The organism is Pseudomonas sp. Ost2 (assembly GCF_018326065.1).
GTDB classification, from domain to species: domain Bacteria; phylum Pseudomonadota; class Gammaproteobacteria; order Pseudomonadales; family Pseudomonadaceae; genus Aquipseudomonas; species Aquipseudomonas gingeri.
The window spans coordinates 1,200,372-1,224,326 of the sequence record NZ_AP021904.1; the positions used below are offsets into that span (position 1 = coordinate 1,200,372).

At 63.3% G+C, this 23,955-nt stretch carries 26 protein-coding genes; 12 read left to right on the forward strand and 14 right to left on the reverse strand.

Annotation, left to right across the window (positions count from 1 at the left end; translation table 11 throughout):
• Window positions 1-99 precede the first annotated feature (99 nt).
• From hisG to hisC, 3 genes are all read left to right on the forward strand, one after another.
• A complete protein-coding gene (gene hisG / locus KI243_RS05245; protein ID WP_212810579.1) occupies window positions 100-735 on the forward strand; it encodes an ATP phosphoribosyltransferase in 636 nt (211 codons plus the stop codon).
• Between the two features lie 141 nt (window positions 736-876).
• Window positions 877-2,214, forward strand: coding sequence for a histidinol dehydrogenase (gene hisD, locus KI243_RS05250; RefSeq protein WP_212810580.1), 1,338 nt, complete (start codon window positions 877-879; stop codon window positions 2,212-2,214).
• Window positions 2,211-3,263: a histidinol-phosphate transaminase gene (gene hisC, locus KI243_RS05255; RefSeq protein ID WP_017126515.1), complete on the forward strand. Its 1,053-nt coding sequence runs from the start codon at window positions 2,211-2,213 to the stop codon at window positions 3,261-3,263. Before hisD ends, hisC begins: the two co-directional genes overlap by 4 nt.
• 82 nt (window positions 3,264-3,345) lie before the next feature.
• On the opposite strand, the gene algW is transcribed toward hisC, so the two are convergent.
• Window positions 3,346-4,506: a Do family serine endopeptidase AlgW gene (gene algW, locus KI243_RS05260; RefSeq protein ID WP_017126514.1), complete on the reverse strand. Its 1,161-nt coding sequence runs from the start codon at window positions 4,504-4,506 to the stop codon at window positions 3,346-3,348.
• Between the two features lie 101 nt (window positions 4,507-4,607).
• Here algW and KI243_RS05265 point away from each other — a divergent pair, with 101 nt between their 5' ends.
• The 3 genes from KI243_RS05265 (at window position 4,608) to cysN (ending at window position 8,353) form a co-directional block, all read left to right on the forward strand.
• Complete coding sequence (locus tag KI243_RS05265) at window positions 4,608-5,366, forward strand: Nif3-like dinuclear metal center hexameric protein (protein WP_212810581.1); 759 nt, start codon at window positions 4,608-4,610, stop codon at window positions 5,364-5,366.
• Window positions 5,367-5,523: 157 nt separating this feature from the next.
• The gene (gene cysD / locus KI243_RS05270; protein ID WP_177085512.1) at window positions 5,524-6,441 is read left to right on the forward strand and encodes a sulfate adenylyltransferase subunit CysD; all 918 of its coding nucleotides are present in this window, start codon (window positions 5,524-5,526) and stop codon (window positions 6,439-6,441) included.
• Between the two features lie 13 nt (window positions 6,442-6,454).
• Window positions 6,455-8,353, forward strand: a complete 1,899-nt coding sequence (gene cysN / locus KI243_RS05275; protein WP_177085514.1) for a sulfate adenylyltransferase subunit CysN — start codon at window positions 6,455-6,457, stop codon at window positions 8,351-8,353.
• A gap of 214 nt (window positions 8,354-8,567) precedes the next feature.
• Here cysN and KI243_RS05280 read toward each other — a convergent pair whose 3' ends face one another.
• Genes KI243_RS05280 through KI243_RS05290 form a run of 3 tightly spaced genes read right to left on the reverse strand, consistent with a single transcriptional unit; the run spans window position 8,568 to window position 11,968 of the window.
• Window positions 8,568-9,473, reverse strand: a complete 906-nt coding sequence (locus KI243_RS05280) for an acyltransferase (RefSeq protein ID WP_017126510.1) — start codon at window positions 9,471-9,473, stop codon at window positions 8,568-8,570.
• The gene (gene pta, locus KI243_RS05285; RefSeq protein ID WP_017126509.1) at window positions 9,474-11,573 is read right to left on the reverse strand and encodes a phosphate acetyltransferase; all 2,100 of its coding nucleotides are present in this window, start codon (window positions 11,571-11,573) and stop codon (window positions 9,474-9,476) included.
• A gap of 56 nt (window positions 11,574-11,629) precedes the next feature.
• Entirely contained in the window at window positions 11,630-11,968 is a 339-nt protein-coding gene (locus KI243_RS05290; protein ID WP_083875339.1) for a DUF3565 domain-containing protein, read from the reverse strand.
• Here KI243_RS05290 and KI243_RS05295 point away from each other — a divergent pair.
• The 3 genes from KI243_RS05295 to KI243_RS05305 all read left to right on the forward strand — a co-directional run bounded on the left by KI243_RS05295 (window position 11,937) and on the right by KI243_RS05305 (window position 14,300).
• Window positions 11,937-12,422, forward strand: a complete 486-nt coding sequence (locus KI243_RS05295) for a peptidylprolyl isomerase (protein ID WP_008000574.1) — start codon at window positions 11,937-11,939, stop codon at window positions 12,420-12,422. The two genes, KI243_RS05290 and KI243_RS05295, sit on opposite strands and share 32 nt — an antisense overlap.
• Window positions 12,423-12,557: 135 nt before the next feature.
• The gene (locus tag KI243_RS05300) at window positions 12,558-13,040 is read left to right on the forward strand and encodes a glutathione peroxidase (protein ID WP_042935431.1); all 483 of its coding nucleotides are present in this window, start codon (window positions 12,558-12,560) and stop codon (window positions 13,038-13,040) included.
• Between the two features lie 156 nt (window positions 13,041-13,196).
• Entirely contained in the window at window positions 13,197-14,300 is a 1,104-nt protein-coding gene (locus tag KI243_RS05305) for an NADH:flavin oxidoreductase (protein WP_017126507.1), read from the forward strand.
• Here KI243_RS05305 and KI243_RS05310 read toward each other — a convergent pair.
• Entirely contained in the window at window positions 14,269-15,489 is a 1,221-nt protein-coding gene (locus tag KI243_RS05310) for a glycosyltransferase family 1 protein (protein ID WP_177107046.1), read from the reverse strand. The genes KI243_RS05305 and KI243_RS05310 overlap by 32 nt on opposite strands.
• Before the next feature lie 138 nt (window positions 15,490-15,627).
• On the opposite strand from KI243_RS05310, the gene KI243_RS05315 reads away from it, so the two are divergent.
• The gene (locus KI243_RS05315) at window positions 15,628-16,206 is read left to right on the forward strand and encodes a hypothetical protein (RefSeq protein ID WP_017126505.1); all 579 of its coding nucleotides are present in this window, start codon (window positions 15,628-15,630) and stop codon (window positions 16,204-16,206) included.
• A gap of 39 nt (window positions 16,207-16,245) precedes the next feature.
• Here the strand turns inward: KI243_RS05315 and cysZ are convergent, their stop codons facing one another.
• Complete coding sequence (gene cysZ / locus KI243_RS05320; RefSeq protein WP_017126504.1) at window positions 16,246-17,001, reverse strand: sulfate transporter CysZ; 756 nt, start codon at window positions 16,999-17,001, stop codon at window positions 16,246-16,248.
• A 314-nt stretch (window positions 17,002-17,315) separates the two neighbouring features.
• Between cysZ and trxB the strand changes: the two genes are divergently transcribed.
• Window positions 17,316-18,278, forward strand: a complete 963-nt coding sequence (gene trxB / locus KI243_RS05325; RefSeq protein ID WP_017126503.1) for a thioredoxin-disulfide reductase — start codon at window positions 17,316-17,318, stop codon at window positions 18,276-18,278.
• A 164-nt stretch (window positions 18,279-18,442) separates the two neighbouring features.
• Here the strand turns inward: trxB and KI243_RS05330 are convergent, their stop codons facing one another.
• The 6 genes from KI243_RS05330 to KI243_RS05355 form a co-directional block, all read right to left on the reverse strand.
• Window positions 18,443-18,781, reverse strand: coding sequence for a HopJ type III effector protein (locus KI243_RS05330; RefSeq protein WP_017126502.1), 339 nt, complete (start codon window positions 18,779-18,781; stop codon window positions 18,443-18,445).
• Window positions 18,774-19,070: a DUF1244 domain-containing protein gene (locus KI243_RS05335; RefSeq protein ID WP_017126501.1), complete on the reverse strand. Its 297-nt coding sequence runs from the start codon at window positions 19,068-19,070 to the stop codon at window positions 18,774-18,776. Before KI243_RS05335 ends, KI243_RS05330 begins: the two co-directional genes overlap by 8 nt.
• A gap of 97 nt (window positions 19,071-19,167) precedes the next feature.
• On the reverse strand, window positions 19,168-19,539 hold the full coding sequence (gene folX / locus KI243_RS05340) for a dihydroneopterin triphosphate 2'-epimerase (protein ID WP_042935429.1): 372 nt from the start codon (window positions 19,537-19,539) through the stop codon (window positions 19,168-19,170).
• 2 nt (window positions 19,540-19,541) lie between these two features.
• On the reverse strand, window positions 19,542-20,102 hold the full coding sequence (gene folE / locus KI243_RS05345; protein WP_017126499.1) for a GTP cyclohydrolase I FolE: 561 nt from the start codon (window positions 20,100-20,102) through the stop codon (window positions 19,542-19,544).
• A gap of 24 nt (window positions 20,103-20,126) precedes the next feature.
• On the reverse strand, window positions 20,127-20,837 hold the full coding sequence (gene folM, locus KI243_RS05350) for a dihydromonapterin reductase (protein ID WP_212810582.1): 711 nt from the start codon (window positions 20,835-20,837) through the stop codon (window positions 20,127-20,129).
• Window positions 20,838-20,950: 113 nt separating this feature from the next.
• Window positions 20,951-21,520, reverse strand: coding sequence for an antibiotic biosynthesis monooxygenase (locus KI243_RS05355; RefSeq protein WP_042935427.1), 570 nt, complete (start codon window positions 21,518-21,520; stop codon window positions 20,951-20,953).
• Window positions 21,521-21,731: 211 nt separating this feature from the next.
• Here KI243_RS05355 and KI243_RS05360 point away from each other — a divergent pair, with 211 nt between their 5' ends.
• Window positions 21,732-22,691: a MerR family transcriptional regulator gene (locus KI243_RS05360; protein ID WP_212810583.1), complete on the forward strand. Its 960-nt coding sequence runs from the start codon at window positions 21,732-21,734 to the stop codon at window positions 22,689-22,691.
• Between the two features lie 12 nt (window positions 22,692-22,703).
• On the opposite strand, the gene KI243_RS05365 is transcribed toward KI243_RS05360, so the two are convergent.
• Both KI243_RS05365 and KI243_RS05370 read right to left on the reverse strand, forming a co-directional pair.
• Window positions 22,704-23,309 carry a hypothetical protein gene (locus tag KI243_RS05365; RefSeq protein ID WP_212810584.1) on the reverse strand — a complete coding sequence of 202 codons (606 nt, stop codon included), beginning with the start codon at window positions 23,307-23,309 and terminating at the stop codon, window positions 22,704-22,706.
• 68 nt (window positions 23,310-23,377) lie between these two features.
• Window positions 23,378-23,842, reverse strand: coding sequence for a PAS domain-containing protein (locus KI243_RS05370; protein WP_017126494.1), 465 nt, complete (start codon window positions 23,840-23,842; stop codon window positions 23,378-23,380).
• Window positions 23,843-23,955 lie beyond the last annotated feature (113 nt).

Here is a 23,955-nt window from a genome sequence, read left to right on the forward strand (position 1 = left end):
TGACCGATTGCAATCGCCAGCAAGCCGGTTCCTACAAGGGACGCCGGTCTGTCTGTTAGAGTATTGCAATATCCTGAATTGAAGGACCTAGGTTTTCCCATGCTGACCATTGCACTGTCCAAGGGCCGCATCCTCGACGATACCCTGCCGCTGCTCGCCGAAGCGGGTATCGTGCCGACCGAGAATCCGGACAAGAGCCGCAAGCTGATCATTCCGACGACCCAGGCCGACGTGCGCTTGCTGATCGTTCGCGCGACCGATGTGCCGACCTATGTCGAGCATGGTGCCGCCGATCTCGGTGTCGCCGGCAAGGATGTGCTGATGGAATACGGTGGCCAGGGCCTGTACGAGCCGCTGGACCTGCAGATCGCCCAATGCAAGCTGATGACCGCCGGTGCCATCGGCGCGGTGGAGCCCAAGGGCCGGCTGCGCGTGGCGACCAAGTTCGTCAATGTCGCCAAGCGCTACTACGCCGAGCAGGGCCGTCAGGTCGATATCATCAAGCTGTACGGTTCGATGGAGCTGGCGCCGCTGATCGGCCTGGCCGACAAGATCATCGACGTCGTCGACACCGGCAACACCCTGCGGGCCAACGGCCTGGAGCCCCAGGAACTGATCGCGACCATCAGTTCGCGCCTAGTGGTGAACAAGGCGTCGATGAAAATGCAGCACGCCCGCATCCAGTCCCTGATCGACACCCTGCGCAAGGCAGTGGAGTCGCGACACCGCTGCTGATTCACATGCGCGGCCTTGAGCCGCGCCCATCTATCCGTGTCATAGCCAGAATTCTCAGGTGCCCACGCGGATGGCTTGGTAGTCTTGCGGCGCCTGAGATTTGCTGTTCCCAAGCATTCGCCAATTATTGAGGCCCTCGCTATGACTACGTCTACCGCTATTCGCCGACTCAACGCTGCCGACCCGGATTTCGCCCATCATCTGGATCATCTGCTGAGCTGGGAAAGTGTGTCCGACGACTCGGTCAACCAGCGGGTGCTGGATATCATCAAGGCCGTGCGCGAGCGCGGCGATGCCGCCGTGGTCGAGTTCACCCAGCGTTTCGACGGCCTGGAAGTCGCCTCGATGGCCGACCTGATCCTGCCGCGCGAGCGCCTCGAACTGGCCCTGACCCGGATCACCGTGCCCCAGCGCGAGGCGCTGGAAAAGGCCGCCGAGCGTGTGCGCAGCTACCACGAGAAGCAGAAGCAGGATTCCTGGAGCTACACCGAAGCTGATGGCACCGTGCTCGGCCAGAAGGTCACGCCCCTGGACCGCGCCGGTCTCTATGTCCCCGGCGGCAAGGCGTCCTACCCGTCATCGGTACTGATGAACGCGATCCCGGCCAAGGTGGCCGGTGTCACCGAAGTGGTGATGGTGGTGCCGACCCCACGCGGCGAGATCAACGAACTGGTGCTGGCCGCGGCCTGCGTCGCCGGCGTCGACCGCGTCTTCACCATCGGTGGCGCGCAAGCGGTCGCCGCCCTGGCCTATGGCACGGAAAGCGTGCCGAAGGTCGACAAGGTCGTCGGTCCGGGCAACATCTACGTGGCGACCGCCAAGCGCCATGTGTTCGGCCAGGTCGGCATCGACATGATCGCCGGCCCGTCGGAAATCCTCGTGGTCTGCGACGGCCAGACCGATCCGGACTGGATCGCCATGGACCTGTTCTCCCAGGCCGAGCACGACGAAGACGCCCAGGCGATCCTGGTCAGCCCGGATGCCGCGTTCCTCGACCAGGTGGCGGCGAGCATCGCCAGGCTGCTGCCGACCATGGAGCGCGCCGCCATCATCGAAACCTCGATCAACGGCCGCGGTGCACTGATCCAGGTGCGCGACATGCAGCAGGCCATCGACGTGGTCAACCGCATCGCGCCGGAGCACCTGGAGCTGTCGGTCGCCGACCCGCAGGCCTGGCTGCCGCAGATCCGCCACGCCGGTGCGATTTTCATGGGCCGCCACACCAGCGAGGCGCTGGGCGATTATTGCGCCGGTCCCAACCACGTCCTGCCGACGTCGGGCACCGCCCGCTTCTCGTCGCCGCTGGGGGTGTATGACTTCCAGAAGCGTTCTTCGATCATCTTCTGCTCCGAGCAGGGCGCGTCCGAACTGGGCAAGACCGCCTCGGTGCTGGCCCGTGGCGAGTCCTTGACCGCCCACGCCCGCAGCGCGGAATACCGGATCGTCGCCGATGACAACAAACAGGGGAAACAGGCATGAGCAAGTTCTGGAGTAAATTCGTCAAGGACCTGGTGCCCTATGTGCCGGGCGAGCAACCGAAGCTGACCCGGCTGGTCAAGCTCAACACCAATGAAAACCCCTACGGCCCGTCACCGAGGGCCCTGGCGGCGATGAAGGCCGAGGTCAACGACAACCTGCGCCTGTACCCGGACCCCAACGGTGACCTGCTCAAGCACGCCGTGGCCGAGTACTACGGGGTGCAGACCAACCAGGTGTTCCTCGGCAACGGTTCCGACGAGGTCCTGGCGCACATTTTCCACGGCCTGTTCCAGCAGGATAAGCCGCTGCTGTTCCCGGATATCAGCTACAGCTTCTATCCGGTCTATTGCGGCCTGTACGGCATCGACTTCGCCGCGCTGCCGCTGGACGAGCAGTTCCAGATCCGCGTCGCCGATTATGCCCGGCCCAATGGCGGGATCATCTTCCCCAACCCGAATGCGCCCACCGGCTGCCTGCTGGCACTGGAGGCGGTCGAGCAGATCCTCAAGGCCAGCCCCGATTCGGTGGTGGTGGTCGACGAGGCCTACATCGACTTCGGCGGCGAGACGGCCATCGGCCTGATCGACCGTTACCCGAACCTGCTGGTGACCCAGACCCTGTCCAAGTCACGCTCCCTGGCGGGCCTGCGGGTCGGTCTGGCGGTGGGGCATCCGGACCTGGTGGAAGCCCTGGAGCGGATCAAGAACAGCTTCAACTCCTATCCGCTGGACCGCATGGCGATTGCCGGCGCGGCGGCGGCGTTCGAAGACCGGGAGTATTTCCAGCAGACCTGCAACAAGGTCATCGAAAGCCGCGAGTGGCTGGTGGCGCAGTTGCAGGCCAAGGGCTTCGAGGTGCTGCCGTCGGCGGCGAACTTCATCTTCGCCCGGCACCCGCGGCACGACGCGGCGGCACTGGCGGCCAAGGTGCGTGAGCAGGGGGTGATCGTTCGTCACTTCAAGCAGGAGCGCATCGCGCAGTTCCTGCGGATCACCATCGGTGCGCCGGAGCAGAACCAGGCGCTGATCGATGCGTTGGGCGATCTCTGACAGCTTGACCCTGTAGGAGCCGGCTTGCCGCCGCTAGCGCCGGCAAGCCGGCTCCTACGCCGTACGTGGGAACGACAGCAACTCAGTTCTCTTCTTCCTGCGGTGGCGTCTGCTGTGGCGGACGCAGGCCGATTTCAGCCATCAGCTTGAGCTCCTTGCCGTTGCGCAGGACCTGGATCGCCACTTTGTCGGTCGGTTTGATCCGCGCCACCTGGTTCATCGAACGACGTCCGTCATTGGCCGGCTCGCCGTTGATGCTCAGGATCACGTCCCCCAGCTGCAGGCCGGCCTTCTGTGCCGGACCGTCACGGAAAATCCCCGCCACCACGATCCCCGGGCGTCCGCTCAAGCCGAACGACTCGGCCAGTTCCTGGGTCAGGGGCTGCACTTCGATACCCAGCCAGCCACGGATCACCTGGCCGTGCTCGATGATCGCCTTCATCACCTCGACCGCCAGATTGATCGGAATCGCGAAGCCGATGCCTTGTGAGCCGCCGGATTTGGAGAAGATCGCGGTGTTGATCCCGGTCAGGTTGCCGTTGGCGTCCACCAGCGCGCCGCCGGAGTTGCCGGGGTTGATGGCGGCGTCGGTCTGGATGAAGTCTTCGTAGTTGTTCAGGCCCAGCTGGTTGCGGCCGGTGGCGCTGATGATGCCCATGGTGGTGGTCTGGCCGACCCCGAACGGGTTGCCGATGGCCAGGGCGATATCGCCGATGCGGATCTTGTCCGAGCGGCCGATGGTGATCGAGGGCAGGTTCGGCAGGTCGATCTTGAGTACCGCGAGGTCGGTCTCCGGGTCGCTGCCGATCACCCGCGCCAGGGTCTCGCGACCGTCCTTGAGGGCCACGACTATCTGGTCGGCGCCGGCGGTCACGTGGTTGTTGGTCAGCAGGTAGCCGGTCGAACTCATGATCACCGCCGAGCCCAGGCTCGACTCCATGCGTTTCTGCTTGGGCAGGTTATCGCCGAAAAAACGCCGGAACTGCGGGTCCTCGAACAGCGGATGGCTGTTCTTGTTGACCATTTTCGTGGTGTACAGGTTGGCGACCGCCGGGGCGGCGAGGTCGACGGCGTCGGCATAGGACACCGGGCCCTGCTGGATGGTCGCGGTCTGCGGGGCTTGCTGCAGGTTCACATCCAGGTTCGGCAGCCCGACCCACTCTGGGTAACGCTGAATAATCAACAAAGCGATCAGCACGCCAGCCAGCAGCGGCCAGCCAAAAAAACGCAGAGCCTTGAGCATTGAGCAAGTCCTGGGAGGTTGCAGGCCATGTCGGACGGCCCATAATGTCGCGCATTATACGAGGCTGCGAGCGCCTCTGAACGGGATATTCAGGAGTTTTTATGGCCGTTGCATTAAGTACCCTGGTGGAGGAGGCGGACCGCTTCCTCGGCAGTTCGCGAATTGCCGACTATTGCCCCAATGGCCTGCAGGTCGAAGGTCGGCCACAGGTCACGCGCATCGTCAGTGGCGTCACCGCCAGCCAGGCGTTGCTCGACGCGGCGGTCGAGGCCGGAGCCGACCTGATCCTGGTGCATCATGGTTATTTCTGGAAGGGCGAGGACCCCTGTGTGGTGGGCATGAAGCAGCGTCGGCTGAAAACCCTGCTCAAGCACGACATCAGTCTGCTGGCCTACCACCTGCCGCTGGACCTGCATCCGGAGGTGGGCAACAACGTGCAACTGGCCCGGCAGCTGGATATCACCGTCGAAGGCCCGCTGGATCCCGAGAACCCGAAAATCGTCGGCCTGGTGGGTTCGCTCGGCGAACCGATGACCCCGCGGGATTTTGCCCGCAAGGTCCAGGATGCCCTGGGGCGCGAGCCGTTGCTGATCGAAGGCAGCGAGATGATCCGGCGGGTCGGCTGGTGCACCGGTGGCGGCCAGGGCTATATCGACCAGGCGGTACTGGCTGGGGTCGACCTGTACCTGAGCGGCGAGGCGTCCGAGCCGACGTTCCACAGCGCCCGGGAAAACGACATCAGCTTTATCGCCGCCGGTCACCATGCCACCGAACGTTATGGCGTGCAGGCCCTGGGCGACTACCTGGCCCGGCGGTTTGCCCTGGAACACCTGTTCATCGATTGCCCGAATCCGATCTGAACCTGTGGGAGCGGAGCTGATCTGGCCAAACACTGCGGTATATTCTTATACCGTTTCGATCTAGCTGGCCACCTCAATAGAATAGGTCGCTGTGCTAGCATGCCTCGCTCGAACACGGCCCGCTGGCCGTCCATAAGAACGCTTTTCGTGAGTAGCCATGGTCGACAAACTGACGCATCTGAAACAGCTGGAGGCGGAAAGCATCCATATCATCCGCGAGGTGGCCGCCGAGTTCGATAACCCGGTGATGCTGTACTCCATCGGTAAAGACTCCGCCGTGATGCTGCACCTGGCGCGCAAGGCGTTTTTCCCGGGCAAGCTGCCGTTTCCGGTGATGCATGTCGACACCCGCTGGAAATTCCAGGAGATGTACGCGTTCCGCGACAAGATGGTCGCCGAGCTGGGCCTGGACCTGATCACTCATGTGAATCCGGACGGCGTGGCGCAAGGCATCAACCCCTTCACCCACGGCAGCGCCAAGCACACCGATATCATGAAGACCGAGGGCCTCAAGCAGGCCCTGGACAAGCATGGCTTCGACGCGGCCTTCGGCGGCGCGCGGCGTGACGAAGAGAAGTCCCGCGCCAAGGAGCGCGTGTATTCCTTCCGCGACAGCAAGCACCGCTGGGACCCGAAGAACCAGCGCCCGGAGCTGTGGAACGTCTACAACGGCAAGGTCAACAAGGGCGAGTCGATCCGCGTCTTCCCGCTGTCGAACTGGACCGAACTGGACATCTGGCAGTACATCTACCTCGAAGGCATCCCGATCGTGCCGCTGTACTTCGCCGCCGAGCGTGAAGTCATCGAGAAGAACGGCACCCTGATCATGATCGACGACGAGCGGATCCTCGAGCACCTGTCCGACGAGGACAAGGCGCGTATCGTCAAGAAGAAGGTGCGTTTCCGTACCCTTGGCTGCTACCCGTTGACGGGCGCGGTGGAGTCCGAGGCTGAAACCCTCACGGACATCATTCAGGAAATGCTCCTGACGCGTACTTCCGAACGCCAGGGCCGGGTCATCGATCACGATGGCGCAGGTTCCATGGAAGACAAGAAACGTCAGGGCTATTTCTAAACAGGGTCTAAGCATGTCGCATCAATCTGATTTGATCAGCGAGGACATCCTCGCCTACCTGGGCCAGCACGAGCGTAAAGAACTGCTGCGTTTCCTGACCTGCGGTAACGTCGACGACGGCAAGAGCACCCTGATCGGGCGCCTGCTGCACGACTCCAAGATGATCTACGAAGACCATCTGGAAGCCATCACCCGCGATTCGAAGAAAGTCGGTACCACCGGTGACGATATCGACCTGGCGCTGCTGGTCGACGGCCTGCAGGCCGAGCGCGAGCAGGGCATCACCATCGATGTCGCCTACCGCTATTTCTCCACCGCCAAGCGCAAGTTCATCATCGCCGACACCCCCGGCCATGAGCAGTACACCCGCAACATGGCCACCGGTGCGTCCACCTGTGACCTGGCGATCATCCTGGTAGACGCCCGCTACGGCGTGCAGACCCAGACCCGTCGCCACAGCTTTATCGCCTCCCTGCTGGGCATCAAGCACATCGTCGTCGCCATCAACAAGATGGACCTCAAGGACTTCGACCAGGGCGTGTTCGAGTCGATCAAGGCCGACTACCTGAAGTTCGCCGAAGGCCTGAAGATGAAGCCGTCGAGCATGCACTTCGTGCCGATGTCGGCCCTCAAGGGCGACAACGTGGTGAACAAGAGCGAACGTTCGCCGTGGTACACCGGCCAGTCGCTGATGGAAATCCTCGAAACCGTGGAAGTGGCGGGCGACCGCAACTTCACCGACCTGCGTTTCCCGGTGCAGTACGTCAACCGGCCGAACCTGAACTTCCGCGGTTTCGCCGGCACCCTGGCCAGCGGCATCGTCAAGAAGGGCGACGACGTGGTCGTGCTGCCTTCGGGCAAGAGCAGCCGGGTCAAGTCCATCGTCACCTTCGAGGGTGAACTGGAGCACGCCGGCCCGGGCCAGGCCGTGACCCTGACCATGGAAGACGAGATCGATATCTCCCGTGGCGACCTGCTGGTGCATGCCGACAATGTGCCGCCGGTGACCGACAGCTTCGAGGCCATGCTGGTCTGGATGGCCGAGGAACCGATGCTGCCGGGCAAGAAATATGACATCAAGCGCGCGACCAGCTACGTGCCGGGGTCGATTGCCAGCATCGTCAACAAGGTCGATGTGAACACCCTCGAGGAAGGCCCGGCCAGTGCCTTGCAACTGAACGAGATCGGCAAGGTCAGGATCGCCCTGGACGCGCCGATTGCCCTGGATGGCTACGACAGCAACCGCACCACGGGCGCGTTCATCATCATCGATCGCCTGACCAACGGCACCGTCGGCGCCGGCATGATCGTCGCCCAGCCGCTGGCTCATGGCAGCGCCACGCACCATGGCAAGCTGGCCCATGTCGCCACCGAGGAACGTGCCCAGCGCTTCGGCCAGCAGCCGGCGACCGTGCTGTTCACCGGCCTGTCGGGCGCGGGCAAGAGCACCCTGGCGTATGCCGTGGAGCGCAAGCTGTTCGACATGGGCCGCGCGGTATTCGTGCTGGACGGCCAGAACCTGCGTCATGACCTGAACAAGGGCCTGCCGCAGGATCGTGCCGGACGTACCGAGAACTGGCGTCGTGCCGCTCACGTGGCACGCCAGTTCAACGAAGCCGGCCTGCTGACCCTGGCCGCCTTCGTTGCGCCGGATGCCGAAGGTCGTGAACAGGCCAGGGCCCTGATCGGTGGCGAGCGCCTGCTCACCGTCTATGTCCAGGCATCGCCGCAGGCCTGCCAGGAGCGTGATCCCCAGGGCCTGTACGCGGCCGGTGGCGACAACATCCCGGGCGAGTCCTTCCCGTACGACGTGCCGCTCAATGCCGACCTGGTGGTCGATACGCAGGCGTTGTCGCTGGAAGACAGCGTGAAGCAGGTGCTGGAGCTGCTGCGCCAGCGCGGCGCGATCTAAGCTTCTGCCGCAACAGAAAGCCCGCGGCCGAGTGATCGGCCGCGGGCTTTTTTGTGTCCTGCAGATCGCTTTCGCGGATCAGCATTGTTTCGAACATGCCACGCACCCGCAGGAGCCGGCGTGCTGGCGATTCACGCGACGCGGTGTATCAGGCGCTCCGCGTTATCGTTCATCGCCAGCAAGCCGGCTCCTATAGAAGAACACTGGCGGCGCCTCAAGGCCTGGCGGGATAGTCGCGATGCATCTGTTCGAGCAGCGCGTCCTTGCTTTCCCACAGCTGGTTGATCCAGCCCTGGAACGCCACGCGGTACTCGCCGTCCTGGTCATAGTTCCTGCCGATGAACTGCGGCGGGATCTTCAGCTCTTCGAAGTGCACCACCACCTCCCGCACGTTGCCGCACAGCAGGTCCCAATATCCCGGCTTGCCGCCCGGATAGTGAATGGTCACGTTGACGATGGACTCCAGCTGTTCGCCCATGGCATCCAGTACAAAGGCGATACCGCCGGCCTTGGGTTTGAGCAGATAACGAAAGGGTGACTGCTGCTGCGCGTGCTTGCCCGGGGTGAAGCGCGTGCCTTCGGCGAAGTTGAAGATACCCACAGGGTTGTCGCGAAACTTCGCGCAGGTCTTGCGGGTGGTTTCCAGGTCCTTGCCTTTCTTTTCCGGATGCTTCTCCAGGTACGCCTTGGAGTAGCGCTTCATGAAGGGAAAACCCAGGGCCCACCAGGCCAGGCCGATCACCGGGACCCAGATCAGTTCCTGCTTGAGGAAGAACTTCAGCGGGCGGATCTTCCGGTTGAGCACGTACTGCAGGACCATGATGTCGACCCAGCTCTGGTGGTTGCTGGTCACCAGGTAGGAATGCTGGTAGTCCAGGCTCTCCAGGCCGCTGAGGTGCCAGCGGGTGTCGCGGACCAGGCGCATCCAGGCCTTGTTGTTGCTGATCCAGGCCTCATGGGTATGGTTCATCAACCAGCCGCTGAAACGCTGGGTCAGGGCAAGGGGCAGGGCCTTGAGCAGCGCCACGCAGAACAGGAACGAGCACAGCAGGAGGGTATTCAGGGCCAGCAGCAGCGAGGCGATCACGCCTCGCAGCGGGGCGGGGAGAAAGTCGAGCATCTAGATATCCACAGGTCGGTTGGCGGCTTGGATCGCGGTCAGGGCGATGGTGTAGACGATATCGTCCACCTGGGCGCCCCGCGGCAGGTCGTTGACCGGCTTGCGCAGGCCTTGCAGCATCGGCCCCAGGCTGACGCAGTCGGCGCTGCGTTGCACGGCCTTGTGGGTGGTGTTGCCGGTGTTCAGGTCGGGGAACACGAACACGGTGGCGCGACCGGCGACCTGGCTGTTGGGGGCCAGCTGCCGGGCGACGTTTTCGTTGGCGGCGGCGTCGTACTGCAACGGGCCGTCGATCAACAGGTCGCGCTGGGATTCGTGGGCCAGCAAGGTCGCTTCGCGAACCTTCTCGACTTCCTCGCCACTGGCCGATTCGCCACTGGAATAGCTGATCATCGCCACCCGCGGGGTGATGCCGAACGCCTGTGCCGAGTCGGCACTCTGCAGGGCGATTTCCGCCAGCTCGGTGGCCGACGGGTGCGGGTTCATCACGCAGTCGCCATACACCAGCACCTGCTCGGGGAACAGCATGAAGAAGACCGACGACACCAGGGTGCAGCCGGGCGCGGTCTTGATCAGTTGCAGGGCCGGACGGATGGTGTTGGCCGTGGAGTGGATCACCCCGGACACCAGGCCGTCGACCTCATCCAGGGCCAGCATCATGGTGCCGATCACCACGGTGTCCTCCAACTGCTGCTCGGCCATTGGCGTATTGAGGCTCTTGCTCTTGCGCAGGGCGACCATCGGCTCGGCATAACGCCCGCGAATCTGGTCCGGGTCGAGGATCTCCAGGCCCGGCGGCAGTTCGAACCCATGGGCCTTGGCGACCGCCTCGACGTCCGCCGGCTTGGCCAGCAGCACGCAACGGGCGATGCCCCGCGCCTGGCAGATCGCCGCGGCCTGGACCGTCAGCGGTTCGCTGCCTTCGGGCAGGACGATGCGCTTGTTGGCCTCCTGGGCCCGCTGGATCAACTGATAGCGGAACACCGCCGGGGTCAGGCGCATTTCCCGCGGAGTGCCGCAGCGCTGGTGCAACCATTGGGCATCGAGGTGGCTGGCGACGAAATCGGTGATGATTTCCGCCCGCTCGCGGTCATCGATGGGGATTTCCTTGTTCAGGCCGTTGAGCTGGTTGGCGGTGTCGTAGGAGCCGGTACTCACCGACAACACCGGCAGGCCGGCCTGCAGGGCGCCGCGACACAGCTCCATGAGACGCGGGTCGGGCTTGGTGTCGCTGGTCAGCAGCAGGCCCGCCAGGGGCACGCCGTTGAGCGCGGCCAGGCTGACGGCGAGGATGATGTCGTCGCGGTCGCCCGGCGTCACCACCAGCACGCCCGGCTTGAGCAGTTGCAGGGTGTTGAGCACGGTGCGGGCGCAGATGATGATCTTCGACATGCGCCGGGTTTCGTAGTCGCCGGCGTTGAGTACCTGGGCTCCCAGCAGTTCGGCGACGTCGCGGGTGCGCGGGGCGTTGAGTTCCGGCTGGTAGGGAATGCAGCCCAGCAGGCGGAAATCGCCGCTGCGCAGCAATGGCGAGTGCTCCTTGAGGCGGGCGGCGAAGGCGTCCATGCTCTCGTCGGTGCGCACCTTGTTGAGGATCACGCCGAGGACCTTCGGATCCTTGGGGCCGCCAAACAGCTGCGCCTGCAACTCGACCCGGCCGGACAGCTCGGTGAGTACTTCGTTTTCCGGCGCGGAAACCAGGATCACCTCGGCATCCAGGCTTTTCGCCAGGTGCAGGTTGACCCGCGCGGCATAGCTGGCGCTGCGGGTCGGGACCATGCCTTCGACCACCAGCACATCCTTGCCGACGGCGGCCTGCTGGTAGAGGGTGATGATTTCTTCCAGCAACTCATCGAGCTGGCCGTCGCCAAGCATCCGCTCGACGTGGGCCAGGCCCAGTGGCTGCGGCGGCTTCAGGCCGTGGGTGCGGGCGACCAGTTCGGTCGAGCGCTCCGGTCCCGTGTCACCGGGATGGGGCTGGGCAATGGGTTTGAAAAAGCCGACTTTCAGGCCGGCGCGTTCCAGCGTACGGACCAGCCCGAGGCTGATCGAGGTCAGACCCACACCAAAATCGGTGGGCGCGATAAAAAAAGTTTGCATGCGTAGTCTCTAGGGGAGCGCAAGTGCGAGGGCCTATGGCTGGCCCCCTGCGGTATTCAGACGCCAAGGTTAGCGCTAACCGAGCCCTGTGCGCACCAACCACATTCAAAGGGCTGGCCGATTCTTGCCGCGCGCCGGGCGGGATCCAGTACCCAGCCGCGGGACTGCCACGGCGGCTGGTGGCGCAGGTGCTGGGTATGGCCGCAGGAGAGCTCGGCCACCCAGTGTCCGTCCTCGTCCTGGTGGAAACCGCTGACGGTCGGCGGATTCGTCGTGGCCCGTCCGTCCGGGTTCCGTTCGCTTTCGGACGAATCCTTGTTTAGACTTGTCCGTTCTTCATTCTTATGCAAAAGGTCTCGCCCCATGCTGATCGCCGCCAATAAGGCTGTCTCCATTGACTATACCCTGACCAACGACGCTGGTGAGGTCATCGACAGCTCTGCCGGCGGCGCGCCGCTGGTCTACCTGCAAGGTGCAGGGAACATCATTCCAGGCCTGGAAAAGGCCCTGGAAGGCAAGACCGTCGGCGACGAGCTGACCGTAGCCGTTGAACCCGAAGATGCCTACGGCGAATACGCCGCCGAACTGGTCAGCACCCTGAGCCGCAGCATGTTCGAAGGCGTCGACGAGCTGGAAGTGGGCATGCAGTTCCACGCTTCCGCTCCGGATGGCCAGATGCAGATCGTTACCATTCGTGATCTGGACGGCGACGACGTCACCGTTGACGGCAACCACCCGCTGGCCGGCCAGCGCCTGAACTTCCAGGTCAAGATCGTCGCCATCCGTGACGCCAGCCAGGAAGAAATCGCTCATGGTCACGTCCATGGCGAAGGTGGCCATCACCACTGATTTCAGCTGCTAAGCTCTGGTAGTTGGAAGGCGCCCACGGGCGCCTTTTTAGTCCGCCGCGGTTTTTATCTGGAAACCGGTCGTGGTGTCGGGCAACAATGTCGAGACGTAACACGGGAATATCGGGAGTTCGTCATGAGTGCTTTTCACGACCTTACACTAGAAGCGCTGGATGGCCAGGACCTACCTCTCGCACCCTTCAAGGGGCATGTCGTGCTGGTGGTCAACGTTGCCTCCAAGTGTGGTTTGACGCCGCAGTACGCCGCGCTGGAAAACCTCTACCAGCAATACAAGGGCCAGGGTTTCATGGTACTGGGCCTGCCGTGCAACCAGTTTGCCGGCCAGGAACCGGGGACCGAAGAGGAAATCCGCGAGTTCTGCAGCCTCAACTATGGCGTGAGCTTTCCGTTGAGCCGCAAGCTGGATGTCAATGGCCCCGACCGGCACCAACTGTACCGCCTGCTGGCGGGCGAGGGCGCCGAGTTCCCGGGGGAGATCACCTGGAACTTTGAAAAATTCCTGCTGGGCAAGGACGGACGTGTACTCGCGCGTTTCTCGCCGCGTACCGCACCGGACGATCCGACGGTGGTCCAGGCCATCGAGAAGGCCCTGGCCTGATTCCGGCCTGCTGTGGGAGCGAACCCTGCTCCCGCAGTCACGCATGACCTGACACTTCTGAAGCTTGATCACTCAGATCAATAGTGCTGTGCACCGCGTTGCGGGCGGAATATTATCCTGATCATAAATTCCCCCTTCAACCGTGGAGTATCTCCGATGCCGGTCAAAGCCCTGTTCAAACCTTTCCACCTCGGCACCCTGGAGTTGCCGACCCGCGTGGTGATGGCCCCGATGACCCGTTCGTTCTCCCCGGGTGGCGTGCCCAATTCGAAAGTCATCGAGTACTACCGCAAGCGCGCGGCGGCGGGCGTCGGCCTGATCGTCACCGAGGGCACGACCGTCGGCCACCTGGCGTCCAACGGCTACCCGAATGTGCCGCATTTCTACGGTGAAGCCGCCCTGGCTGGCTGGAAGAAGGTGGTTGATGCCGTGCACGCCGAGGGCGGCAGGATCGTTCCGCAACTCTGGCACGTAGGCAATGTGCGCCGCCTGGGGACCGAGCCGGACGCCAGCGTTCCCGGCTATGGCCCGAGCGAAAAGCTCAAGGACGGCCAGGTCGTGGTCCATGGCATGACCCACCAGGATATCCGGGAAGTGATCGCGGCGTTCGCCCAGGCTGCCCGCGATGCCCAGAGCATCGGCATGGATGGCGTCGAGATCCACGGTGCCCACGGATACCTGATCGACCAGTTCTTCTGGGAAGGCAGCAACCAGCGCACGGATGAATACGGCGGCAGCCTGGCCAACCGTTCGCGCTTTGCCATCGAGTTGATCCAGGCCGTCCGTGCCGCGGTGGGGCCGGCGTTCCCGATCATCTTCCGTTTCTCCCAGTGGAAGCAGCAGGACTACAGCGCGCGCCTGGTACACACCCCGGAGGCTTTGGGCGAGTTCCTCAAGCCGTTGTCCGACGCCGGCGTGGATATTTTCCACTGCTCGACGCGACGTTTCTGGGAGCCCGAGTTCGACGGTTCCGAACTGAACCTGGCCGGCTGGACCCGCAAGCTCACCGGCAAGCCGACCATCACCGTGGGCAGCGTCGGCCTGGACGGCGAGTTCCTGCAATTCATGGTCAATACCGACAAGGTGGCCCAGCCGGCCAGCCTGGAGAAATTGCTCGAACGCCTGAACAACGACGAGTTCGACCTGGTGGCGGTAGGCCGTGCGTTGCTGGTCGACCCGGACTGGGCGGTGAAAGTGCGCGATGGTCGCGAGCAGGACATCCTGCCCTTCAGCCGTGACGCCCTGATGAGCCTGGCGTAAGCGACAGATCCACCTTGGAGGCGGTTGGCGCATGGGGTTGCCCATGCTCCGCCTCACAGGCCCCGCGCAGTTGCTTCTCGAACTGTTCGACGATCGCCCCCCAGCCCTGCCGGCTGGCATGCTGGCGGGCGTTCAGGCGTACATTGCGCAGGGTTTCCCGGCCTTCGAGCAGCCAGCAGGCCGCATCGCAGAAGGCTTCCTCGTCCCCGGGCATTGCCAGCACGCCGTTGTAGCCATGGCGGATATGCTGGGCGGCGGCCGCCTCGTCATAGGCGACGACCGCCAGCCCCGAGGCCAATGCCTCCAGCACCACGTTGCCGAAGGTTTCGGTCAGGCTCGGAAACAGGAACAGATCCCCTGACGCGTAGTGTGCCGCCAGTGCTTCGCCGCGCTGGGTCCCGCAGAAGATCGCCTCGGGCAGATCCCTGGCCAGGGCAACGCGCTGCGGGCCGTCACCGACCACGACCAGCTTCATCAGCCGCTGTGGATAAGTCGTCTGCAGGGTGCGGAACGCCCGGGCCAGCAGGCCGAGGTTTTTCTCGGTCGCCAGGCGTCCGACATACACCACCGCGATATCGTCCTGGGCCAGCCCCCAGCTTTCGCGCAACTCGTTCAGCCGCTTGGCCGGGTGGAACAACTGGCTGTCGACGCCCCGGGACAACAGTTCCAGGCGTTCGAAGTGGCGCCGCTCCAGTTCCAGGCGCTGGCTGACGCTGGGGACCAGGGTCAATTTGGAGCGGTTGTGGAACCAGCGCAGGTAATGGGTCAGCAAGCGCGTCAGCATCCCCAGCCCGTACTGGTTGGAGTATTGCTGGAAATTGGTGTGGAAGCCGCTGACCACCGAAATGCCCAGGCGCCGGGCGGCACGCAGTGCGGACAGACCCAGGGGCCCCTCGGTGGCGATGTACAACACATCCGGGCGCTGGCGCTTCCAGCGGCGCAGCAGCTTGTGCATCGACGACTGTCCCCATTGCAGTCCCGGATAACCCGGCAGCGGCCAGCCACGACAAAGCAGTAGCTCGGTATCGCTGGGGCGGGTCTGGTCGCAGCTCTGGCGTGGCCGCACCAGCTCGATCTGGTGACCGCGGGCGCGCAGACCGTCACACAGGCGGCCAAGGGTGTTGGCCACCCCGTTGATCTCGGGCGGGAAGGTTTCGGTAATCAGGGTGATATGCAGAGCTGTCGTCATGCTTGCAGTATCGCGCCAGGCCGTTGCGACACCGTGGCAGTTGGGTGATGGATTTGTGACGGGGGGCCGTTTTTGTCCTAAACATCCGGGTCAAGGCGCCGTTAACCGGGGGATGTCCACCACTTTCAAGGAGATTCCGTGACCGACAATATCTATGCCCCGCCGCTGGCGGATCTGAGTGCACCACAAGGCCAGGCCTCGGGCCGGTTCTACGTGGTCTCGCGCACCAAGTTCTTCGTGTTGTTCATCCTCAGTCTCGGCCTGTACCAGATCTATTGGTCCTACAAGAACTGGAGCCTGTACAAGCGGGCGGCCAACCTCGATGTCTGGCCGGTGGCCCGGGGCCTGTTCCCGATCTTTTTCGTCCATGCGCTGTATCGCAATGTCGACAAGAGCATTCTGGCCGGCGGTCGCGGCCATGCCTGGGATGCGTCGCTCTGGGCGACCCTGTTCGTGGTGCTCGGCGTACTCAGCAACCTGCTGGAGGTGATGGTCAGGAACAAGCTGGGTGGCCCGCTGCTGGAAGTGACCAGCGTCATGCTGGTGTTCGTCCAGGCCGCGGTGACCTGGCAGGGCCAGCGGGCGATCAACGTCGCCAGTGACGATCCGCGGGGCGAAGGCAATGCGGGCTTGCGCTGGATCAACTACCTGGTGATCGTGCCGGGTGCGATCATGTGGCTGTTGATACTCCTCGGTACATTTGCCGTTCTGCGTTGAGTCGCGAGCCGGGGGCATCCGGCCCCCGGCGTCAGCGGTTCAGCGCGAAGGCTGCACCAGCGCCTCGTTCCCGCGCTCACGGACCCAGAACAGGGTCGCCCCGGCCACCGCCGCCGGCATCATCAGCAGGTTGACCACCGGGATCAGCAGCACCAGGTAGACGATCCCGCCGAAACTCATGCTCTGCCAGCGTTTCTGCCGCAGCCAGGCGAGCATTTCGTTCCAGCCCAGCTTGTGGTTGTCGGCCGGGTAGTCGATGTACTGGATCGCCATCATCCACACGCCGAACAGCAGCCACAACGGCGCGGCGATGATATTCACCACCGGGATGAAGGACAGGATGAACAGGCCGATGGCCCGTGGCAGGAAGTAGCCCAGCTTGCGCATTTCCCGCGCCAGGGTGCGGGGCACCATCGCCAGCAGTTCGCCCCAGCTGAAGGCCGGGAAGTCGTCGGTACCGCGCACCACCACTTCGACCTTTTCCGCGAGAAAACCGTTGAAAGGGGACGCGATGATGTTCGCCAGCATGGTGAAGCTGAAGAACACCATGAGGACCACCAGCACCACGAACAGCGGCCACAGGATGTAGTTGAGAAAGCTCAGCCAGCCGGGCAGGGTCGGCATCAGGTGATCGACCCAGAGGCTGAACTGATGCCCGGCGAAGTAGATCAATCCGACGAACAGCACCAGGTTGATCAGCAACGGCAGCAGGACAAACAGTCGCAGGCCCGGGCTCAGGACCAGCTTGAGGCCCTCGCGCAGGTATTGCGGGCCGGACATGACGGGTGCGGGCATAACGGGCTCCGAAGCAGGGGAAAACGCGCCGACCTTACCGGCTTTGCACAGGCGGTGAAAGGGCCGACATTTGCGGTAACGTTTTCAGCGATAACGGCTTTGCGCAGAACGTCCTTCAGGATAGAGACCTGCTATGAGCTGGATTGTTATTGCGTATTTCCTTAATCTTCGCGCTCTCGATACGCTGCACACCATTATTTTTCAGGACTGTGTGCTAAAAGCCTTCCCCAAGTGCTGTCGCAGTCCTTTTTTATTCCAGCCGGTTTGCCGGCGCTCCGCCCCGGTGCCTCACGGGCGGTCGATAGGAGTGAGTCATGTCTGAAGTACGCCATTCGCGAGTGATTATTCTCGGTTCCGGCCCTGCCGGTTACAGCGCTGCGGTCTATGCGGCTCGCGCCAACCTCAAGCCGCTGCTGATCACCGGCATGCAGGCCGGCGGTCAGTTGACCACCACCACCGAAGTCGACAACTGGCCCGGCGACGTGCACGGCCTGACCGGCCCGGCGCTGATGGAGCGTATGCGTGAACACGCCGAGCGCTTCGAAACCGAAATCATCTTCGACCACATCAACGCGGTGGACCTGGCGAAGAAGCCCTACACCCTGGTGGGCGACAGCGGCACTTTCACCTGTGATGCCCTGATCATCGCCACTGGCGCCAGCGCCCGTTACCTGGGCCTGCCTTCGGAAGAAGCGTTCATGGGCAAGGGCGTTTCCGCCTGCGCCACCTGCGACGGTTTCTTCTATCGCAACAAGCCGGTCGCCGTGGTCGGCGGTGGCAACACGGCCGTCGAGGAAGCGCTGTACCTGGCCAACATCGCCAGCACCGTGACCCTGATCCACCGTCGCGAGACTTTCCGCGCCGAGAAGATCCTGATCGACAAGCTGCATGCCCGCGTCGCCGAAGGCAAGATCATCCTCAAGCTCAACGCCACCCTGGACGAAGTCCTGGGCGACAACATGGGCGTGACCGGTGCCCGCCTGAAAAACAACGACGGCAGCTCCGACGAGCTGAAGGTCGACGGTGTGTTCATCGCCATCGGCCACACCCCGAACACTTCGCTGTTCGAAGGCCAGCTGGCGTTGAAAGACGGCTATCTGGTGGTGCAGGGCGGCCGTGACGGCAATGCCACCGCCACCAGCGTCGAAGGTGTGTTCGCCGCCGGTGACGTGGCTGACCACGTGTATCGCCAGGCGATCACTTCGGCCGGCGCCGGCTGCATGGCCGCACTGGATACCGAGCGTTACCTGGACGGTCTGCAGAACGCTTCGTTCTGAGCGACCTGAAATGAAAAAACCGGCCACGAGGCCGGTTTTTTTGTGCATCCATTTCCTTGTAGGAGCGGGCTTGCCCGCGAAGGCGGCAGTGCCGGCGCGGTATTTCTCCAGGGAGACCGCAGTGTTCCATTCGCGGGCAAGCCCGGCTCCCACAGGAGCTGTGATCAGCGGCGTGTCAGCGGCTGCGCGGCGAATGTCACACCGGCCAGGCCGTGCTTGATCAGGGCGCGGATATTGCCGTGGTCGCTGCCCTCGGGAGTGGCCAGTACCGAGCGGTAGTGCTCGCCGAAGGCCAGCAGCGCCTGCTGATCGCTCAGGCCTTCGAGCAACGCCAGGCCGAGGGTCTTGCACGAGCCTTCGTTCTGCCCGGCGGCGTTTTCCACGCCGCCGTTGTTGAAGGCCTGTGGCTGGTAATCGTAGCCGGCGGCGACAAACGCCAGGGTGTCGGCAAAGACATGCTCGCCGCTGTCGAGGCTGGCGCGCAGGGTATTCAGGTCAGTCATGGGGTTTTCCTTTGGCGAATGCCGCCTGTTGTTCGGCACTGGCTTCTTGCTGGTATTGGGCTTTCCACTCGGCATAGGGCATGCCGTAGACCACTTCACGGGCCTCGTCGAGACTCAGGGCGATCTGGCGTTCGTCGGCTTCGGCCTTGTACCACTTGGACAGGCAGTTGCGGCAGAAGCCGGAGAGGTTCATCAGGTCGATGTTCTGGACATCCTTGCGGCTGTCCAGGTGGGCGACCAGCCGGCGGAAGGCGGCGGCTTCGAGTTCGAGGCGTTCTTGCTCGGTCATGGTGGGCTCTGTGCGTGAAGGGCAGTAGACGATAGGCCGCGATGATAAGAGCCTGGCGTGCCGAATGCCAGGCAACTCCAGGTTTCAACGGCAGGCCTCAGCGGCTCGCCGCCAGGGTGATCGACACCGACTCGGCGAACCGCAGGGCATGGGGCTTGTCCACTTCGACCTCGGCGTAGAGCACCGCCTCGTTGCTCATGACCAGGTCCAGCAACTCCTGGGTCAGGCGTTCGAGCAGGGCGAAGCGGTTGCCCTCCACATGCTGGATGATCGCCTTGGTGATGGTGCGGTAGTTCAATGCGTGGTCGATATCGTTGTCGCGCACGGCTTCCTGGGCGGCATAGAGGATGGTGAGGTTGATCAGCACATCCTGCTTGTTGAGGATTTCGTCCTCGTTGATACCGATAAAGGTACGCAGGCACAGGTCCTTGACCCGGATCCGGGCCATTCCCGGTTGAAGTTGTGGCATTGCTACTTGCTCCGTCCGATCAGTTGCAGGAACTCCATGCGGGTGGTGTTCGAGTCGCGGAAGGCGCCGAGCATCACCGAGGTGTTCATGGTCGAATTCTGTTTTTCCACGCCGCGCATCATCATGCACATGTGCTGCGCCTCGATCACCACCGCGACACCGGCGGCGCTGGTCACCTGCTGGATGGCGTCGGCGATTTCCCGGGTCAGGTTCTCCTGGATCTGCAGGCGCCGGGCGAACATGTCGACGATCCGCGCGATCTTCGACAGCCCCAGCACCTTGCCGGTCGGGATATAGGCGACATGGGCCTTGCCGATGAAGGGCAGCAGGTGATGTTCGCACAGCGAGTACAACTCGATGTCCTTGACGATCACCATCTCGTCGTTGTCCGAGGCGAACAGCGCGCCGTTGACCACCCCCGCGAGGTCCTCGGCATAGCCGTGACACAGGTATTGCATGGCCTTGGCTGCCCGTTTCGGGGTATCCAGGAGACCCTCGCGATCGGGGTCTTCGCCAAGACCCAGGAGGATCTCGCGGTAATGCTCGGGCAGCGTTGCGCTCATTGCAATGTTTCCTCGCCGGAAGGCTTACTTGAGGTGCCGGCCGCCGTTGACGGTCAAGGTTGTGCCGGTGACGTAGGGGTTGTCCAGCAGATAGCGCAGGCTCTGGTAGACCACCTCGGCGCCGGGCTCGATACCCAGGGCCGATTTGGCCAGGGCCTTGGCGCGGTACGCCGCGTCGTCGTCGGGGTTGAACATCAGCAGTGCCGGGGCGATGCCGTTGACCTTGATCCGCGGTGCGTATCGGGCGGCGAAGGACAGTGTCAGGCTGTCCAGTCCGGCCTTGCTGGCGCAATAGGCGATATGATTGCTGCTGCCCTTGCGCGTCACGTCGTCGCTGATATGCACGATATCGGCGAGTGGCGATTGTTGCAGCAGTTCGGCGCAATGCAGGTTGATCAGGTACGGCGCCAGCATATGGACGTTGAACAGGCGGGTAAACGCCTCGGCTTCGGCGCCCGGTGTTTCGGTGAGCCAGGCCGAGGCATTGTGCACGATCGCCCGCAGGCTGTCGGTGTGCTGTTTCAGGCTGTCGATAAAGGCCAGGATGCCGGCTTCGCTGGCGAAGTCGGCGAACAGCGTGATCGCCCCCTGTTCGCGCAACGCCTGCAGGCCGGGCCGCTCGCTGCGGTAGCTGACGATGACCGGGCAACCGTCCGCCAACAGCCGCTCTGCACAGTGCAGGCCGACGCGCTGGCTGGCGCCAGTGATCAGGATCGGGGCGGGGGACGATGGCATCGGGGGCTCGCGGCAAGCAGTGAAGAGGTGTCGATTGACGTTGAAGTCAAACTATACCAGCGACACGCCTTCTACAACCCTGCGGCGAACCCGCGCGGGCCCCGCCCGCGGCGCTAGCGGCCCCGGGTCGGTGCCGCCTCCGGCAACGTCCTGGCCGGTGTCGCGTGCAGCCAGCCCGCCAGCAGGTGGGTCGACAGCGGGATGAAGAAGTAGACCATCAACGGCGTCAGCATCATCGTGCTGAGCAGGATCCGTGGCACCAGTTCCAGTTCGGCCAGCAACGGGCCGAGGGCGAAGTTGAACAGCAGCGACACCGGAAAGAATGCCAGCCAGATCGCCACGCTCTGTTTCCAGCGGGGCGGGCGTTGGCCGACGCTGCCGAACCAGCCTTCAAGGCCGCTGACCCGGTGCTCGGAGGGGCGGGCGAACAGATCGCTGCCGCGCTCCAGCCAGGCCTTGCGCGAGGCCGAGTGCTCCCAGGCATGCAGGGTGGCGGCATCGCTGAAACGGAAGATCATCTGGAATTCGTTGTCGGTCGGAGGTGGGGCGAGGACACCGGAACCCAGGTAGCCGGGGAAGTCGGTAGCCAGTTGTTCGCCTTCCTGGAGCCAGGCGAGCATATCCTGATAACGGCCGTCGGCGACGCGACGTGCGACCATCATGGTGACGGGTGAGGTAGACATTATGTATCTCCGCAAGACAAGCAGGCTGCCCGGGTAGGGCAGACGCGAAACGCAGCACCGGGGTGGTGGGCTGCGTCTGAAAAACAGGCAAGAATTATTCCCGGTTCAGGGAAAACCGTCAGAGACGTCGACCACATTGTTCCATGTTTGAAGAAAGTGAGTCGATGTAGGCTAGAATATCTACAAAATTTTACACATTGATGTGGAAAATATGGCCGTCATCACCGAACTTGCACCCCTATCGCTGCCATTACCGGCCTTGAAGCAGGAAGAGCTGTTTCCCATCCGCGAGGTGTCCCGCCTGACCGGTGTGAACCCGGTCACCCTGCGGGCCTGGGAGCGACGCTACGGTCTCATTCAACCGACACGCACCGAAAGCGGGCATCGGCTCTACGCCATGAGCGATATCGAGACCGTGCGCAGCATTCTCGGCTGGATCGAGCGTGGGGTGGCGGTCAGCAAGGTCGGCAAGATCCTGGCGAAAACCGCGGCGACCCGGGCCCCGGCGACCGACACCCTGCTGCCGCTGCCCGTGGATGACTGGCGCCACTGCCAGGTGCAACTGGGCAGCGCGATCAGTGCCTTCGACGAGCTGGCGCTGGAGCGTGTATACGGGCAGATTTTTTCCAGCTACCCGCTGACGGTGGTCTTCCAGAATATCCTGATGCCGCTCTGGCAGGATCTGCGCACCCAGCGCAGTGCCTTTGGCCAGGCCAGCGAATGGCTGTTCCTCGACGGTTTCCTGCGCGGCCGGGTGCTGCAGCGCCTGCAATCGGCCAGGGGCGCGGCGTCGGAGCGGATTATCCTCGCCGCCTTGCCTGGGGACTGTCGCGAGCTGGAGCTGCTGGTGGCCGGCTTGCTGCTCGGCAACGGCGAATGCCCGGTCAGCGTGCTGGCCATCGGACAACCTTTCGATGAGTTGCCGCTGATCTGTGAAAAGGTCAGGCCGCGGGTGCTGGTACTGTATTCCAACCGCTCGCCGGCCTCGGACCTGCCGCGCCGGCTGAATCGGCTGGCGCTCGCGGTGGAGTGTCCGGTGATGCTCGCCGGCGATGTCGCCGACCTGTTGCAGGACTCCCTGGAAGGCACCAGCATCGGCTGCCTGGGACATGACGGCCAGCGCATGCGCCAGCGCGTGCAGCAATTGCTGGCAGGCAAGCTGGATACCTGAAGGCCTTCGGGGTCAGACGTGAAAGTGCGGATGAGCCAGGCGATGCTGCTGCAGGATGTACTGGCGTAACCGTTCGGTTTCCCCCAGGTCGCTCTGGCTCAGCCGGTAGGCATACAGGCCTTGCTCGGTTTCCCGTTCGAAGCGCCCGCGCAATGCAATGCGTTCATAACCCGAGGGGCTGAACCACTGGGCGAACTGCCTGGGGGGCTTGATGCCGTTGCGACTCTCCACCAGCACACCCTTGAACGACACCTCGCGTACCGCCAGGCCGCCGGGCTGGCCCCGGGAATTTTCCAGGGCCACCGGCTCGTCCAGGGTCAGGCGCCAGGGGCGGACCATCGGCCCGTCTTCATAGATGCTCGGGACTCCCAGGCGCAGGTGCTGGGCGTGGAACTCGTCTTCCACCAGGTGCAGCGGGAAGGTCATTTTCTGATTGTCGAAGTGCGCCTGGATCGTCACCTGTTCATGGGCCGCCAGGCGCGTCAGCAGGTCGCGGATCTGCGACACCCCATTGACCAGCAGGCTCGACGAGGCATCGCGCTTGTTGAGTTGCGGGTTGTGTTGCATGGTCCGTATGAAATCCAGCTCGTCCTGAGTCAGAAGGGCGTCGCGTTGCATGATCGAGCTCGAAAGGTGGGAAATGCGCATAAAAAAGTGGTGGATGCCTGTTCAGACAACGGATTCCACTATTGGTTGTCGCCATTGGTCGCCTTGAGCGCTTCGAGCTCGGCCCTGACCTCGGCCAGTTGCGCTTCCAACTGGGCCACCCGCTGCTGGGCCTTGACCTGGATCGTCACATCTTTCTGGACCCCGACAAAATAGGTCAGCTGGTCGCTTTCGTTGAACACCGGGGAGATCGACAGTTCGTTCCAGAAGTGCGTGCCGTCCTTGCGATAGTTGCGCAGGATCTGGCGGCAGGGCGTGCGGCTGCGCACCGCCTCGCGGATCAGCTCCAGGCTCGGCTGGTCGCGGTCGCCGGACTGCAGGAAGCGGCAATCCTGGTAGAGAATTTCTTCGTTGCTGTAGCCGGTCAGGCGTTCGAACGCCGGATTGGCATAGATCAGGATATTGTCCTCACCTTCCTGTTCGGCGACGACGATGCCGTCGTTGGAAGCATCGATTACCAGTTGCAGCAGTTTCGGATTGATCATTGTGGCGCTGACCCGCAGTCCATTGGCGATCCGAGGAGTGTAAGAGAATGTTCCGGATGGTCAATGCCGCGTAGTGCATCCAGATGGATTTTCAGTGGGAATGTTTCTCACCT